The organism is Achromobacter sp. KK8, from assembly GCF_054188005.1.
This window is the reverse complement of the sequence record NZ_CM135178.1, coordinates 4,764,866-4,780,170: the sequence shown is the minus strand read 5'-3', so window position 1 is coordinate 4,780,170 and position 15,305 is coordinate 4,764,866. Positions and strand designations below refer to the sequence as shown.

The 15,305-nt window shown below is 69.8% G+C and carries 15 protein-coding genes; 10 read left to right on the top strand and 5 right to left on the bottom strand.

What is annotated here, in order from left to right:
* Window positions 1-80: 80 nt before the first annotated feature.
* Genes ACVN9Z_RS22190 through ACVN9Z_RS22170 form a run of 5 tightly spaced genes read left to right on the top strand, consistent with a single transcriptional unit; the run spans window position 81 to window position 4,557 of the window.
* Window positions 81-638 carry a carboxymuconolactone decarboxylase family protein gene (locus tag ACVN9Z_RS22190; RefSeq protein WP_110135020.1) on the top strand — a complete coding sequence of 186 codons (558 nt, stop codon included), beginning with the start codon at window positions 81-83 and terminating at the stop codon, window positions 636-638.
* The gene (locus ACVN9Z_RS22185) at window positions 635-1,747 is read left to right on the top strand and encodes an acyl-CoA dehydrogenase family protein (RefSeq protein ID WP_020927829.1); all 1,113 of its coding nucleotides are present in this window, start codon (window positions 635-637) and stop codon (window positions 1,745-1,747) included. The genes ACVN9Z_RS22190 and ACVN9Z_RS22185 overlap by 4 nt, the downstream gene beginning before the upstream one ends.
* Entirely contained in the window at window positions 1,744-2,556 is an 813-nt protein-coding gene (locus ACVN9Z_RS22180; protein ID WP_006385334.1) for an ABC transporter ATP-binding protein, read from the top strand. Before ACVN9Z_RS22185 ends, ACVN9Z_RS22180 begins: the two co-directional genes overlap by 4 nt.
* Window positions 2,546-3,736, top strand: a complete 1,191-nt coding sequence (locus tag ACVN9Z_RS22175; protein WP_006385335.1) for an ABC transporter substrate-binding protein — start codon at window positions 2,546-2,548, stop codon at window positions 3,734-3,736. The genes ACVN9Z_RS22180 and ACVN9Z_RS22175 overlap by 11 nt, the downstream gene beginning before the upstream one ends.
* Complete coding sequence (locus ACVN9Z_RS22170; RefSeq protein ID WP_081398483.1) at window positions 3,733-4,557, top strand: ABC transporter permease; 825 nt, start codon at window positions 3,733-3,735, stop codon at window positions 4,555-4,557. The genes ACVN9Z_RS22175 and ACVN9Z_RS22170 overlap by 4 nt, the downstream gene beginning before the upstream one ends.
* Before the next feature lie 77 nt (window positions 4,558-4,634).
* Here the strand turns inward: ACVN9Z_RS22170 and ACVN9Z_RS22165 are convergent, their stop codons facing one another.
* Entirely contained in the window at window positions 4,635-5,222 is a 588-nt protein-coding gene (locus ACVN9Z_RS22165) for a surface-adhesin E family protein (RefSeq protein WP_024068959.1), read from the bottom strand.
* 168 nt (window positions 5,223-5,390) lie between these two features.
* Between ACVN9Z_RS22165 and ACVN9Z_RS22160 the strand changes: the two genes are divergently transcribed.
* Window positions 5,391-6,764 carry a hypothetical protein gene (locus ACVN9Z_RS22160; RefSeq protein WP_024068958.1) on the top strand — a complete coding sequence of 458 codons (1,374 nt, stop codon included), beginning with the start codon at window positions 5,391-5,393 and terminating at the stop codon, window positions 6,762-6,764.
* Here ACVN9Z_RS22160 and ACVN9Z_RS22155 read toward each other — a convergent pair.
* The gene (locus ACVN9Z_RS22155; protein WP_006385337.1) at window positions 6,749-7,450 is read right to left on the bottom strand and encodes a GntR family transcriptional regulator; all 702 of its coding nucleotides are present in this window, start codon (window positions 7,448-7,450) and stop codon (window positions 6,749-6,751) included. The genes ACVN9Z_RS22160 and ACVN9Z_RS22155 overlap by 16 nt on opposite strands.
* Before the next feature lie 194 nt (window positions 7,451-7,644).
* On the opposite strand from ACVN9Z_RS22155, the gene araD reads away from it, so the two are divergent.
* The 3 genes from araD to ACVN9Z_RS22140 all read left to right on the top strand — a co-directional run bounded on the left by araD (window position 7,645) and on the right by ACVN9Z_RS22140 (window position 11,187).
* Window positions 7,645-9,375 carry an L-arabinonate dehydratase gene (gene araD, locus ACVN9Z_RS22150; RefSeq protein WP_006385339.1) on the top strand — a complete coding sequence of 577 codons (1,731 nt, stop codon included), beginning with the start codon at window positions 7,645-7,647 and terminating at the stop codon, window positions 9,373-9,375.
* 47 nt (window positions 9,376-9,422) lie between these two features.
* Window positions 9,423-10,133 (top strand): ribonuclease activity regulator RraA, encoded by a 711-nt coding sequence (locus ACVN9Z_RS22145; protein ID WP_054472352.1) that lies wholly within the window; start codon window positions 9,423-9,425, stop codon window positions 10,131-10,133.
* 64 nt (window positions 10,134-10,197) lie between these two features.
* A complete protein-coding gene (locus tag ACVN9Z_RS22140) occupies window positions 10,198-11,187 on the top strand; it encodes a Bug family tripartite tricarboxylate transporter substrate binding protein (RefSeq protein WP_024068956.1) in 990 nt (329 codons plus the stop codon).
* Between the two features lie 101 nt (window positions 11,188-11,288).
* On the opposite strand, the gene ACVN9Z_RS22135 is transcribed toward ACVN9Z_RS22140, so the two are convergent.
* Both ACVN9Z_RS22135 and ACVN9Z_RS22130 read right to left on the bottom strand, forming a co-directional pair.
* Window positions 11,289-12,263 carry a tripartite tricarboxylate transporter substrate binding protein gene (locus ACVN9Z_RS22135; protein ID WP_024068955.1) on the bottom strand — a complete coding sequence of 325 codons (975 nt, stop codon included), beginning with the start codon at window positions 12,261-12,263 and terminating at the stop codon, window positions 11,289-11,291.
* A gap of 13 nt (window positions 12,264-12,276) precedes the next feature.
* Window positions 12,277-13,179 (bottom strand): dihydrodipicolinate synthase family protein, encoded by a 903-nt coding sequence (locus ACVN9Z_RS22130; RefSeq protein WP_006385344.1) that lies wholly within the window; start codon window positions 13,177-13,179, stop codon window positions 12,277-12,279.
* 278 nt (window positions 13,180-13,457) lie between these two features.
* Here ACVN9Z_RS22130 and ACVN9Z_RS22125 point away from each other — a divergent pair, with 278 nt between their 5' ends.
* Window positions 13,458-14,180 carry a GntR family transcriptional regulator gene (locus ACVN9Z_RS22125; RefSeq protein WP_006385345.1) on the top strand — a complete coding sequence of 241 codons (723 nt, stop codon included), beginning with the start codon at window positions 13,458-13,460 and terminating at the stop codon, window positions 14,178-14,180.
* Between the two features lie 93 nt (window positions 14,181-14,273).
* On the opposite strand, the gene ACVN9Z_RS22120 is transcribed toward ACVN9Z_RS22125, so the two are convergent.
* Window positions 14,274-15,260 carry a Bug family tripartite tricarboxylate transporter substrate binding protein gene (locus tag ACVN9Z_RS22120; protein WP_054505884.1) on the bottom strand — a complete coding sequence of 329 codons (987 nt, stop codon included), beginning with the start codon at window positions 15,258-15,260 and terminating at the stop codon, window positions 14,274-14,276.
* Window positions 15,261-15,305: the final 45 nt, after the last annotated feature.

Sequence of the window (15,305 nt, the reverse complement as noted above, 5' to 3'; positions counted from 1 at the left end):
CTTGCGACCCCCGTGCATTGTCGCCCGGGGCGGGGCGCCCGCACAATCGAGTTTTCGTTGACAGTCTTCTGGAGACCTTCATGGCCCGTCTGCCCGTCCATACCGCGCAAAGCGCCCCCGAACCCACCCGCGCCGCGCTGGCCGCCGCCGAACAGGGCGCGGGCTACCTGTCCAACCTGCTGGGCGTGCTGGCCAACGCGCCGGTGGCGCTGGAAGCGTACCAGACGCTGTCGCAGATCAACGCGCGCGCCGGGCTGACGCTGCGGGAACGCGAGGTGGTGCAACTGGTGGCCGGCACCCGCCACGGCTGCACCTTCTGCGTGGCCGGCCACACCGCGCTGGCGCGCAACAAGGCCAAGCTCTCGCCCGAAGTGGTGGATGCGCTGCGCGCGCAAGGCACGCTGCCCGACGCCCGCCTGCAGGCGCTGGCCGCGTTCACCGAAGCCGTGATCCGTACCCGCGGCCGCGTCAGCGACGCCGAGCTGCAAGCCTTGCGCGAGGCCGGCTACAGCGACGGCAACGCGCTCGAAGTGATCGTCGGCGTGGGGTTGGCGACCATCTGCAATTTCGGCAACAACCTGGCGCAGACGCCACTGAACGAGCAGTTGGGCGCCTACGCCTGGAGCGGCGCGCAATGACGGCGCGGCAACCGGACCCGCGCCTGTCGCCCGGGCTGGCCGCCTGGCTCGACGCCCATGCCGGCGCGCTGGACGACGGCAGCCATGACGCCGCCGAGGTCCTGCCGCGATTGGCCGAGGCGGGCGTGTTCCGCCTGGGCGTGCCGGCCGAGCAGGGCGGCGCGCCGGGCACCGATATCGGCGACGCCATCGAGGCGGTGTCGCAGGTGGCCGAGCATTCCGTGGCCGCGGCCTTCGTGGCCTGGGGCCAGCGCGTTTTCATCGAATACCTGCTGCGCAGCCCCAACGCGGCCTTGTCGCGGGCGTGGCTGGCGCCCTTGCTGGCGGGCGAAACGGCCGGCGCCACGGCGCTGTCGAACGCCATGAAGTTCCTCAGCGGCATCGAATCGCTGCAGATCGGCGCGCGCCAGGACGGCACGGATTGGCGGCTGGACGGCCGCATGCCGTGGGTGACCAACCTGCGCAAGCAGGGCTTCCTGGTGGCCGCGGCCGTCTCGTCGCCGGACGGCACGCCGGCAGTGGTGGCCTTGCCGCACGACATCGACGGACTGACGCGCAGCGCCGACCTGAACCTGCTGGCGCTGCAGTCCAGCAACACGGCGGCGCTGGACGTGCGCGATGTACGCATCGGGCCCGAATGGCTGATCCATCCGGACGCGCGCCAGTATCTGCCGCGAGCGCGGCCGGCCTTCGCCGGGCTGCAGTGCGGCCTGTCCATCGGCCTGGCGCGGCGCGCCTTGCGCGCGGCTGGCGAGGCCGGGCAGGGCCAGGCGTCGCGCGGCATCCTCGCCGAACCCCTGCAGGCGCTGGCGCGGCAGCTCGACGAAGTGACCGCGCGCCTGGTGGCCGGCGTGCGCAGCGAACGCTTCGTGGCCGAACCGTGGCTGCTGTTCGAGAGCCGCATCGCCCTGGCCGAGATCGCCAGCCAGGCAGTGCAGCTGGAACTGCAGGCCAGCGGCGGCGCGGCCTACCTGAGACCGGCTGGCGACGGTTTTGCGCGCCGCTGGCGCGAGGCAGCCTTCCTGCCCATCGTCACCCCCAGCCTGGTGCAGCTCAAGACCGAGCTGGCCAAGCGCCAGGCCCGGCTCGCGGCCGAGGGCGCCGCATGAGCGCGCCGCCGCGCCCCGTGTTGCAGGCCAGCGCGCTGGCGCTGCGCTACCCCGGCGCGTCCATGGACGTGTTCCGGGACGTGGACCTGGCGCTGGATCGGGGCGAGGTGGTGGCGGTGCTGGGCGCCAGCGGCGCCGGCAAGTCCAGCCTGTTGCGGGTGCTGGCGGGGTTGCAGCCGGCCAGCGCCGGCACGCTGTTGATGGAGGGCGCGCCGTTGACCGGCGTGCATCCGCGCGTGGCGGTGGCGTTCCAGGATCCCAGCCTGTTGCCGTGGCTGTCGCTGGAGCGCAATGTCGCGTTCGGCCTGGATTTCGTCCACCAGCCCGTGCTGGACGCGGCCGAACGGCGCCTGCGGATCGACCAGGCCATCGACGAGGTCGGCCTGTCGCATGCGCGCCACCTGCGGCCGGCGCAACTGTCCGGTGGCATGGCGCAGCGCACCGCGCTGGCGCGCTGCCTGGCGCGCCAGCCGGCGGTGCTGCTGCTGGACGAACCCTTCGGCGCGCTCGACGAGGTCACGCGCGGCGACATGCAGGCGTTGCTGCGCAAGGTGGTGGCCGACTTCCATACCGCCGCCGTCCTCATCACCCACGATATCGACGAAGCGCTGCTGCTGGCCGACCGCATCGTGCTGCTGGGCGGCGCGCCCGGACGCATCCTGGGCGTGTGGTCGGTGGACCTGCCGCAGCCGCGCGCCGATCTCTTGCCTGAAATGGGCGCGCTGCGCCTGGAAATCCTGACCCGCCTGCGCGATGCGCTGCGGGTCGCACGCGGCCAAGCCGCCAAGGAGTCTATCGATGTGCCTTGAACACATGTCGCGTCGCGACTGGTTGAAACTCTCGGCCCTGCTGACGGTGGGCGGCGCCGCGCCGCTGCTGTCGGCGTTCAACGCGCGGGCGCAGAGCGAGCCCGACGCCCCGGTGCGCATCGGCTACCTGCCGATCACCGACGCGGCGCCATTGCTGGTGGCGCATAACAACGGCCTGTTCGACAAGGCCGGGGTGAAGGCCGAAAAGCCGACGCTGCTGCGCAGTTGGGCGCAGGTGATCGAGGCGTTCATTTCGGGGCAGGTCAACGTGGTGCACCTGCTGTCGCCGATGACGGTGTGGGCGCGCTTCGGCAGCCAGGTGCCGGCCAAGGTGGTGGCCTGGAACCACGTCGGCGGCTCGGGCCTGACGGTGGCGCCGGCCATCAACGACGTCAAGCAGCTGGGCGGCAAGACCGTGGCGATCCCGTTCTGGTATTCCATCCACAACGTGGTGCTGCAATACCTGCTGCGCGAGAACGGCCTGGAGCCCGTGTCGCGCAAGGACGGCGCGCCGGCCGCCAACGAAGTCAACCTGGTGGTGATGGCGCCGGCCGACATGCCGCCGGCGCTGGCGCAAAACCGCATCGCAGGCTACATCGTGGCCGAACCCTTCAATGCCGTGGCCGAGACGCTGGGCGTGGGCAAGGTGCTGCGCTTTACCGGCGACGTCTGGCGCAACCACGCCTGCTGCGTGGTGTTCATGCACGAGCGCGACCTGCAGCAGCGCCCCGAGTGGTCGCAGAAGGTGGTCGACGCCATCGTCCAGGCGCAGCTGTGGATCCGCGACAACCGCGAAGAGACCGCCAGGCTGCTGTCCAAGGAAGGCATCAACCGCTACACCCCGCACGGCCTGCCGGCCTTGAGCAAGGTGCTGGCGCCGCCGCCGTCCGACCGCGAGCAATACCTGGCCAGCGGCGCGATCCGCCACGCCGACTGGGATGAGCGCCGCATCGACTTCCAGCCATACCCGTTCCCCAGCTATACCGAGGAACTGGTGCGGCGCCTGCGCGACACCGTGATCGAGGCCGATCGCGGCTTTCTGGTGAACCTGGATCCGGCGCGGGCGGCCGCCGAGCTGGTCGACGACCGCTACGTCAGGCGCGCCATCGAGGCGGCGGGCGGATTGGGACGCTTCGGCTTTCCCGAGTCGTACAGCCGGGCCGAGATGGTGCGGGCGTGACGGCGCGTCAGTCGCTGGCCGCGGGCGGCGCGCAGCCCGTCGCCGTGCCTGCGCGCACCCGCGCGCGGCGCGACGGCCCGGCCGCGCGCGCCGTGCTTGGGCTGGCCGGCCTGGCGGCGCTGCTGGCGCTGTGGTGGCTGGGTACCGAGGTACTGGCGCCCGCCGGCGGCATGGCGCGGCGCTTTGCGCCCGCCGCCACCTTCGCCAGCCTGTGGCAACTGCTGACCGGCTCGGATCTGCCGCTGCACGTGCTGGTGAGCCTGCGGCGCGTGGCCGTTGGCCTGGGGCTGGCGCTGGCCATCGGCGTGCCGCTCGGGCTGGCCATCGGCAGCTACCGGCGCCTGGAGGCGGCGTTGTCGCCGGCCATGCAGTTCCTGCGCATGATCTCGCCGCTGTCGTGGATGCCGATAGCGGTGATGGTGTTCGGCGTGGGCGACGACCCGGTGTATTTCCTGCTGGCCTTTGCCGCGGTGTGGCCCATCGTGCTGAATACGGCCGCAGGCGTGCAGCAGCTGGACGCGCGCTGGCTGCAGCTGGCGCAAAGCATGGCCGCGACCCGCTGGGAAACCCTGCGCCACGTGATCCTGCCTGGCGTCCTGGGCCATATCCTGACCGGGGTGCGGCTGGCCATCGGCATTCTCTGGATCGTGCTGGTGCCGTGCGAAATGCTGGGCGTATCGGCGGGGATGGGCTATTTCATCCTGGACACGCGCGACCGGCTGGCCTATTCGGAGCTGATGGCCATGGTGCTGCTGATCGGGGCGCTCGGCTTCGCGCTGGACGCCGCGGCGCGCGCGCTCTACCGCTATTGGCGCGGCTAGGCCCTGTCCATGCAACAGGCGCCTCGCATGGACATCCGGACGCGTGACCAGGACGCGCGGCGCGGTCGCGGCAGGCCCTAGTCCTTGCCCGCCGCCGTGCCCTGGGGCGGCGCGCGGCGGCCGTCGGCCGGGCAGATCACGGTGCGCAGCGAGCGTTGCACCGGGTCGCGCACCACCGGCGCGCTCGACATGCCCGCCACGGGCAGCGATTCCACCAGGCTGCCGGTGGCGTTGGGGCCGGCGTAATGCTGGGTCTCGGTGACGGTGTAGGTATTGTTGCTGCAGTTCATGATCACGGCCTGCGTCACCGACCCATAGGGCTGGCCATTGGTTTCGGAGACCCGTGGCTGGGCGTAGAACCAGGCCACCGTGGCCAGCATCACCACCGGCCGTTCGGACAGCTGCGTGATGGAGGCGCCGTCATAGAACACCCCCGGCATGCTTTGCGGGGCCAGCGGCTGCCAGTCCGAGCCAGGGCTTGGCGCCAGACCGGTATTGTCCGCCTCGCGCGGCACGCTGGCGCCCGCGCAGGCGTCGGCCTGCGCGGCTTTGCCGCCACGCTGCGCCGCGGCGCAGGCGTCCGCCGCCGTGGCGGCCGGCTCGGCCCAGGCCGATCCCGCCAGCATGGCCAGGATCAGTATGTGTAGCGCTTGCCTTGCTGTCATGAGGGCGTTTCCCGAGCGGCGTCCGTGTGAGTGGCCCCAGTATAGAGAAAGATCCGGTCACAGCCGGAGCGCGGCGCGGTGTGCGGCGCGGAGGTATAGTCTCGTCCGTCCGGATGGCGCCCATGGCGACGTCTGGCGCTGTCCCGCATCGCAGGAGTGACGAGCACGATGAATATCAGGGGGTTCGCGGGTGTGGCCGCGATTGCCGCGACCGGCCTGCTGGCCTATGGCCTGCACCAGCTGGTGCCGGAAGGCCAGCCGTTGACGCGCAGCGAGGTCATCGGCGAACTCGACGGCCCGCCGCTGGCCGGCTATTCGCGCACGCGCCTGTACCGCTATGGCGATCACCAGTACCTGACCGGTCAATTGATCTCGGGCGAGCGCGACCTGGCCGGGTTGGGCCGCGCGCCGGTGCTGGACGCGCTGCTGCCCGCCGTGGCCGAGCGCCATGAACCCCGGCGCGCGTCGGCGCAGGGGACCGCGCCGGCATTGGCCGCCGGTCAGGCCGACCTGGCGCTGGATCTGTTGCGCGCTGGCGCGGCCTCGCGCGAGGTCCGCAACCTGGTCTATGGCGGCCGCGACAACGGCCGCTACGCGCTGCTGGGTTCGATTGGCGGCGACACCGGCGTGACGCTCATCGGCACGCCGGGCCAGACTCTGTATCTGGTGACCAGCACCTTGCGCCGTCCGGGCGACGGCGACCAACCGGCCGCGCGGGACGTCCTGCGTTCCGACGACCAGGGCGCCACGTGGCGCTACGATCCGGAGGTCGCGCTGGGCGCGCCGCAACGGCACACCATGTTCCTGAGCGAGGCGCGCGCCGTGGCGCTGGAGGACGGCGCGGACGGCGAGCGCCTTTTGGTGAGCGAAGACGGCGCCCGGCGCTGGTCGGCGCTGCGGTTGCGCGAACAGGTCTGGCCCGATGCCGGCAGCTACGCCAAGGCCTTTCATGAGCAGGCGGGCGCGGGCGAGCAACTGGCCTACGGCTGGTCGCTGTACCCGGCGGCGGCCGACCGCGCGGTGGGCTGGAGCTGGCGCGAAGGCGTCACCGCCGATGGCGGCGCGCGGCGCATCGAGACGCGGCGCTTCGAGGTGCGGTTCCAGAGCGGCGCGTCGCCGGCATTCCGCATCACCCATGACGTGGCGCCGGTGCCGGCGCAGGACCCGCTGTCGCGCCCGGTGCTGGGCCAGCCGGTGTATGCCACCCATGGCAACCGCATCTTTCGCCTGGAGCCGGACCAGGGCAACTGGCACGAACTGGCCGCCACACCCGACGTGCGGGGCCGGCCCACCTGGATCGGGCAGGCCTGGTTCGGCCGCAACGGCTGGGTGATCCAGACCTACGCCGACCACCTGTTTTCGTTTGGCGAATACACCCGCACGTATTTCCACACCCGCGACCAGGGGCGCAGTTGGCGGCCGTTCCAGCTGTCGCCCGACCAGGAGCGCGGGCTGCTCGGGCTGGACGCGGCGGGCGAGGGCCTGCTGGTGCATGCCGATCGCGACGGCAGGACCCTCATCGTGCGTTATGCGTTGGAGTAGGGCGCCAGCACGTAGTCCGGATAGCGCTTGCAGATCTCGGCCACCTGGCTGAGGGTGCCCGACAGGTGCTCGCGCAGCGCCTGCTGCGCCCGCGGCGCATCGCCGGCGGCGATGGCGTCCAGCACCCGCTGGTGGTCGTCCATGATGCGTTCGGCCTTGCCGGCTTCCGGCAGGTGCAGGCGGCGCAGGCGGTCGACGTGGCCGCTGTAGCGCTGCTCCATGTCCCACAGCGCCGTGACGCCGGCGGCCGTGTGCATGTCGCGATGGAAGGCCTGGTCGGCTTCCATGAACTGCTGGTATTGGCCGGCGGCGTGGCAGACGCGCTGGCGGTCGATGCTGGCCTGCAGACGCTGGACCAGCAGGGGATCGGGTTTCTGCGCCAAAAGGTGCACGATTTCCAGTTCGATCGAACGCCGCAGGAAATGCGCCTGGCGCGCCGCGGCGATGTCGATGCGGCTGACCACGGTGGTGTGCTGCGGATAGATCTCGACCAGCGCTTCCTCTGCCAGCTTCATGAGCGCGTCGCGGATCGGCGTCTGGCTCAGGCCGTAGGCCTCGGCCAGCTCCACGCGCGACAGCGGCGCGCCCGGCGCCAGCGCCAGCGACATGATCTGTTCGCGCAGATGTTCGAAGACCTGGGGCGCGGCGTGCCGCGAGCGGTCCAGTCTGAGCTTGGGGCTGGGCATCGGAGCGGAATCCGGGAAATTTTCGGTAGGTCGGTCGGAAGCGTCGGTCGTCAAGGTCGATCGCAAGGGGCAGTCGTGGAAGCGGAGTGTAGCGGGTTTTCACCTAGCTGACGCACTAATGTATTAGTGTTTAAATGGTCCGGTCAACGATTTCTTCTCTTTCTCTTTTCGCATCCCTGGACCCGCACCCGCCTATGAAACGCACCTACGAAAGCCTGCGCAGCGCCGCCTGGATGGCCAAGGACGACCTGCGCTCGTTTGGCCACCGCTCGCGCATGATGCAGATGGGCTATGGCCCCGACGACTGGGCCGGCCGCCCCATCATCGCCATCATCAATACGTGGTCCGACCTGAACCCCTGCCACAGCCACTTCAAGCAGCGCGTCGAGGATGTCAAGCGCGGCGTGTTCCAGGCCGGCGGCTTCCCGGTGGAACTGCCGGCCATCTCGGTGTCCGAATCGTTCGTCAAGCCCACCACCATGCTGTACCGGAACATGCTGGCGATGGAGGCCGAGGAACTGCTGCGCAGCCACCCGGTGGACGGCGCGGTGCTGCTGGGCGGCTGCGACAAGACCACGCCGGGCCTCTTGATGGGCGCCATCAGCGCCGGGCTGCCCTGTGTCTACGTGCCCGCCGGCCCGATGCTGCGCGGCAACTGGAAGGGCAAGATCCTGGGCTCCGGCTCGGATGCCTGGAAGCTGTGGGACGAGCGCCGCGCCGGCAAGATCACGCAGGAACAATGGACCGAGGTCGAAGGCGGCATCGCCCGCAGCTACGGCACCTGCATGACGATGGGCACGGCCAGCACCATGACCGCCATCGCCGAGGCCATCGGCATGACGCTGCCGGGGGCCTCGTCGATCCCGGCGGCCGACGTCAACCACATGCGCATGTCGGCCGAATGCGGCCGCCGCGTGGTCGAGATGGTGTGGGACGACCTGACGCCGCAGCGCATCCTGACGCTGGCCTCGTTCAAGAACGCCATCAACGTGGCCATGGCCATGGGCTGCTCCACCAACGCCATCATCCACCTGGTGGCCATGTCGCGCCGCGCCGGCCATCCGGTGGGCCTGGACGACTTCGACGCCGCCAGCCGCAAGGTGCCGGTCATCGCCAACATCCGGCCCAGCGGCGACAAGTACCTGATGGAAGACTTCTTCTACGCCGGCGGCCTGCCGGCACTGATGTCGCGCCTGGAAGGGCACCTGGACCTGTCGGCCATGACCGTCACCGGCAAGACGCTGGGCGAGAACATCGCCGGCGCCGAGGTCTACAACGACGACGTCATCCGCAAGCTCGACACCGCCATCTACGACGAGGGCGCGCTGGCGGTCCTGCGCGGCAACATCGCGCCGGACGGCTGCGTCATCAAGCCCAGCGCCTGCGCCCCGCAGTACCTGCGACACACCGGCCCGGCGCTGGTGTTCGACGACTATCCCAGCATGAAAGCCGCGGTCGACGACGAGAACCTGGACGTCACCGCCGACCACATCATGATCCTGCGCAACGCCGGCCCGCAAGGCGGCCCCGGCATGCCGGAATGGGGCATGCTGCCGATCCCCACCAAGCTGGTCAAGCAGGGCGTGCGCGACATGCTGCGCCTGTCCGACGCCCGCATGAGCGGCACCAGCTACGGCGCCTGCATCCTGCACGCGGCGCCCGAAGCCTACATCGGCGGTCCGCTGGCGCTGGTCAAGACCGGCGACCTGATCACCGTCGACGTGCCGGCCCGCAGCATCCACCTGAACGTCAGCGACGAGGAGCTGGCCGCGCGCCGCGCCGCCTGGACGCCGCCGCCCAAGCGCTACGAGCGCGGCTACGGCTGGATGTACTCGCAACACATCCTGCAGGCCGACGAGGGCTGCGACTTCGACTTCCTCGAGACCAGCTTCGGCGCGCCCGTGCCGGAACCGGAAATCTTCTGAACCCGCCATCCCCTGAATCGCTTTCCCTGGAGTTTTCCGTGTCAGACATGAATCCCGCCACCCGCGCCAAGCTGGCCGGCATCAGCACCGCCACGCTGTGCACCGCCTTGTTCAAGCGCGGCCTGCGCAACCAGTTCATCCAGGACGTGCGGCCGCTGAACGCGACGCTGCCCAACATGGTCGGCCCGGCCTTCACGCTGCGCTACATCCCGGCGCGCGAGGACCTGAACACCATCAAGGTGTTCGAGGACCGCGCCCATCCGCAGCGCGCCGCGGTCGAGACCTGCCCGCCCGGCGCGGTGCTGGTGATGGACAGCCGCAAGGACCCGCGCGCCGCCTCGGCCGGTTCGATCCTGGTGACCCGCCTGATGAAGCGCGGCGTGGCCGGCGTGGTCACCGACGGCGGTTTTCGCGACTCGCCCGAGATCGCCGAACTCGGCTATCCCGCGTACCACAACCGGCCGTCCGCGCCGACCAACCTGACGCTGCACCAGGCGCTGGATATCAATGCGCCCATCGGCTGCGGCGACGTGGCCGTGTTTCCCGGCGACATCGTGGTGGGCGACCGCGAGGGCGTGGTGGTGATCCCGGCGCACCTGGCCGACGAGATCGCCGCCGAAGCGGTGGAAATGACCGCGTTCGAGGACTTCGTCACCAGCCAGGTGCAGGCCGGCGCCTCGATCCTGGGCCTGTATCCGCCCACCGACCCGGCCACCAAGGACAAATTCGCCGCGTGGCGCAAAGAACAGGGCCGTTGAGCCCTGGCGCCGGCCGTCCGGCCGGCGACCCATGCCTATAAAACACAGAGGGCAGGAGACAAGCATGAACAAGCAACGTCGCAGCGCGCTGGCCGCGCTGCTGGCAGGACCGCTGCTGGGCGCGTGGGCGCTGCCGGCCACGGCCGCCGAGTGGCCGGCGCAGAAGCCGATTTCCTACGTGGTGCCGTTCACCGTGGGCGGCTCCACCGACGTGGTCGGCCGCGTGCTGGCGCAGAAGCTGGGCGACCGGCTGCACCAGAACGTCATCGTCGAGAACAAGCCCGGCGCCGCCGGCGGCATCGGCGCCACCTACGTGGCCAAGGCCGCGCCCGACGGCTACACGCTGTTCGGCGGCACCATCAGCACTCACGCCATCAACGCCAGCCTCTACAAGAACCTGAAGTACGACCCGGTCAAGGACTTCGAGCCGGTCTCGCTGATCGCCTATCTGCCGAACGTGCTGCTGGTCGACCCGAACCTGGGCGTGAACTCGGTGGCCGACCTGATCGCGCTGCTCAAGAAGGATCCGTCCAAGCGCACCTTCGCGTCGTCCGGCGCCGGCACCTCCACCCACCTGGCCGGCGAACTGTTCTCCGGCATGATCGGCGTGCCGCTCACGCACGTGCCCTACAAGGGCACGCCGCCCGCCATGGTCGATGTGTCCTCGGGCGCGGTCACCTTCATGTTCGACCAGATGACCGCCGCCTTGCCGCTCTTGCAGACCGGCAAGCTCAAGCTGCTGGCCGTCACCACCAAGGACCGCATCTCGCTGGCCCCGGACGTGCCGACCATGCAGGAGGCCGGCGTGCCCGGCTTCCAGATGGCGTCGTGGCAGGCGGTGTATGCGCCCAAGGGCACGCCCAAGCCCATCCTCGACAAGCTCGCCGCCGAGATCGCCGTGATCCTGAAGGAACCCGACGTGCAGGAAAAGCTCGGCAAGACCATGGGCATGGAGCTGGTCGGCAGCACGCCCGATGAACTGCGCGCCCTGATGGCCACGGAGATCCCGCGCTGGGCGGAGGTGGTGAAGAAATCGGGGGCGACGGTGGAGTGATGGCTGCCAATGGGCGCAAGCCTACGCCCCATCATGTAAGACCTGATTCCCACCCCGGCCTGGAGCCGGGGTTTTTGTTTTCCACGTCCGGATTCGCCGCGTCAGGGTTTCAGGTTCAGCTTCGGCACCAGCGCGTTGAAGGCCTGTTCCTGCCGCGCCACGTCGGCCGCGAATTGCGGTTGGTCGGCGTATGACGGCGTCAGGTTCTGCTTGCGCATCAGCGCCTGGAAGTCCTGCGACTGCGCCACCTGGCGCGCGGCGTTGCGCCATTTCTCGATGGCGTCGGCCGGGGCCGACTTCGGCAGGCCGATGCCGCGCCAGACGCTGAACTGCAGGTCGGCGCCGCGTTCCTTCATGGTCGGCACGTCCGGCAGGTTGTCGAGCCGTTTCGGCGCCATCACGGCCAGGGTGCGCAGCTTGCCGGTGTCCACGTGCTGCTGCAGTTCGGCATAGGCCACCGTGGTGGCCTGCACGTCGCCCGCCAGCAGGCCCATGATGGCCGGCGCCGAACCCTGGTAGGGCACGTGCACGAACTTCACGCCGGTCTGCTCGCCCAGCGCCGCGGCCGCCATGTGCGGCACGGTGCCGATGCCGGCGTTGGACACCGCCACCCGCTCGGGATTCTTTCGGGCGTAGTCCAGGAATTCCTCCACCGTCTTCCACGGCGCGTCGGCGCGCACCGTGACCGACGACGGATCATCGGTGAAGCGGGCGATGGGCTGGAAGTCCTTGACCGTGGTCTTGCCGATGCCCATCAGCGGCACCACCAGCATCTCGGGCGTCATCAGCACCAGCCTGTAGCCGTCGGGCTGCGCGTTGGCCACATACGACCAGCCGATCGAACCGCTGGCGCCGGGCTTGTTGATCACCACGGTGGGCTGCGCCAGCAGCGGCGGGCGCACCGCTTCGGCGATGGCGCGGGCGGTGTTGTCGCTGCCGCCGCCGGGCTGGTAGGCGACCACCAGTTCCATCGAGCGGCTGGGATAGTCGGCCGCCATCGCGGCGGGAGCGGCGGTGGCGCAGGCCAGGAAGGACAGGGCGCTGAAGGCCAGCGCGGGCAGGCGGGTGCGGGTCATGGTGGCTCCGGTATCAGTAGCCCAGGGCTGAAAGATCCGCCAATGTCTGGCGGGTGATGGCGAGGGTGCGTTCGCGTTCGGCGCCGGCCAGGTCCAGGCGCGGCGGCTTGACGGTTTCGGCGCTGCCGGTGATCAGGTGCTCGGCCAGCTTGATGTGCTGCACCAGCTTGACCACGGTGTCCAGGTGGAACAGCGGCGTGAGCGCCGCGTACAGCGTGCGGGCACGCTTGAAGTCGCCTTCGACCGCCAGCCGCAGCAGGTCCACCGACGCTTTCGGCACGGCGTTGGCCATGCCCGAGACCCAGGCGGTCACGCCCAGCGCGGCGCTTTCCAGCACCAGGTCGTCGACGCCGCAGACCACCGCCAGGCGGTCGCCGAAGCGCGTGATCAGGTCGGTCACGCGGGTGGTGTCGTAGGATTCCTCCTTGATGGCGACGATGGTCGGTTCCTCCAGCAACTGCGCCACCAGGTCCGGCGTCAGGTCGACGCCGTAGCCGCGCGGGTTGTTGTACAGCAGGATGGGCAGGGGACTGGCCTGCGCCACGCCGCGGTAGAACGCCACCGTTTCGCGCTCGTCCGACTTGTACGTCAGGCCGGGAAACACCATCAGCCCATCGACGCCGATCTGCGCCGCCTGGCGCGCGAATGCCGCCGCGCGCGCGGTGCCGGTCTCGGCCACGCCCGACACCACCGGCACGCGGCCGCGCACGGTCTCGACCGCGATGCGCAGCACCTCCAGCTTTTCCTCGGGCGCGAGCTGGGCGTTTTCGCCCACCATGCCCATCATCACCACGCCGCCCACGCCATTGGCGATCAGGCGCTCCAGGCCCTGGCGGATGGCGTCCGCGTCCAGCGAGAAATCGGGCTTCAGTTTGGTGGTGACCGCGGGGAATACGCCTTGCCATTGAATGCTCATGCTGCCGCTCCTGTTGCGTGATCCGCCCGGTTTGTACTGTCGGGCTATTGATTGGATATTGGATCCAAAATAAAAGAGCCAGAAAAACGAGGCGCGAAGGCCCCGAACCAGCGCCCCGGGAAGGGCGCCGATTTCTGCTGGATCATGGATCCAATATACTCACATTAAACGGGTTCCGGACACCGGCTGTCTCTCGGGGTTTTCCTGGGCGTGGGGCAGGTTGAGCGGATCCGCTGCCGTCCGGCGTCCGCCGGGCGGAATCTTCCACCGGATGTGACGTGTCCCAGAATTCCTCTCCCGCCAGCGCCACCCAACCCCGCGTCGCCGCCGGATCCGCCGGTCGCCTGGTGCGCAAGACCGCCGTCGACCTGGTGGTCGACGAACTGCGCGACCGCATCCTGTCTGGCGCGATCGCGCCGGGCTCCGCCCTGCGCCAGGAACTGCTGGCCGAGGAACTGGGGGTGAGCCGGCTGCCGGTGCGCGAGGCGATCCGCCAGCTCAGCGCCGAAGGGTTGGTGGACATGATCGCGCACCGCGGCGCCTACGTCTCGATGCTGTCGCGCGCCGAAGTGCAGGAATTCTTCGACATCCGCCTGCGGCTCGAACCCTGGCTGCTGCGCCTGGCGGTGTCGCAGCACACGCCCGAGGAACTGGACGAGGCGGCGCGCATCGTGGCGCGGATGGACAGCGCCGAACCGCAGCAGTGGGGCCGCTTGAATTGGCAACTGCACGAACTGCTGTACCGCGCCGCGCAGCGGCCGGCGGCGCTGGCCATGGTGCGCGCGCTGCATGAAAAATCCGAACGCTACTTCCGCTTCCAGATCGTCAACGCGCCGATCCGCCAGCAGGCCCACGACGAGCACAGCGCCCTGATCGCGTTCTGTCGCCAGGGCCGCGCCGGCGAGGCCGAGGCGGCGCTGGAACACCACATTGCCGAGGCCGCCGAGCAGATCCTGGCGATTGTCGATCACTTGCTCGATACGACCGCGGCGCCGGCGTAGCGGCACAGCCGACGCAAAAACGCCGGCCGGGGAAACTCCCTCGGCCGGCGCACAGCGGGCGCGTGTCGCGCCCGCGCCGAGTCCGCGCGTGACTCAGTTGATCTTGATGTTGCGTTCCTTCACCAGCACCTTCCACTGCGCGGTTTCCTTGGCCAGGTAGTCGCGCAGTTCGTCGGGCGTGCCGCCGATGGATTCGGCGCCGATCGAATCCAGCGTCGCCTTGACCTTGGGCTCGTTCAGGGCCTGGCGCATGGCGGCGTTCAGTTTGGCCACGACCTCGGGCGGCGTGCCGGCCGGCGCGAAGGCGGCGAACCACGGCATCAGTTCGTAGCCGGGCAGGCCGCTTTCGGCCACGGTGGGCACGTTGGGCAGCGCGGCCGAGCGCTTGGCGGTGGTCACCGCCAGCGCGCGCAGCTTGCCGGCCTCGATGTGCGGCTTGGCCGACGTTACGCTGTCGAACATGTAGTCCACCTGGCCGCCCAGCAGGTCGGCGATGGCCGGGCCGCTGCCCTTGTAGGGCACGTGCAGCATGTCGATCTTGGCCATGGAGACGAACAGCTCGCCCGCCAGGTGGATCGAGGTGCCGACGCCGGCCGAGGCGTAGGTGTAGTGGTTGGGCTGCGCCTTGGCCTTGGCTATCACTTCGTCCACGCTCTTCACATCGTTGCGCGCGGGGTTGGTGACCAGCACGTTCGGCACCACCGCCAGCAGCGAGATCGGCGCGAAGTCCTTGATCGGGTCGTAGTTCAGGTCGGCGTACAGCGCCGGGTTCACGGCCATGCCGTTGGCCACGATCAGGATGGTGTAGCCGTCCGGCTTGGAACGCGCCACGCTGGCCGCGCCGATGTTGCCGCCGGCGCCGGCGCGGTTCTCGACGATGAACGAGGTGTTGAGCTGCTTGCCCATCGATTCCCCCAACGTGCGGGCGATGCTGTCCATCGCGCCGCCCGGCGGGAACGGCACGATCCACTTGACCGGCCGGTCGGGGTAGTTATCGGCCAGGGCGGTGCCGGCGGCGCCGAGCAGGGCCAGGCCCATGCAGGCCCGGGCGAGGTGTTTGAAGGCGTGGCGCAAAACCATGTCGTGTCTCCGTGTGCTTGAATTATTTTTCCGCGCGCCGATGCG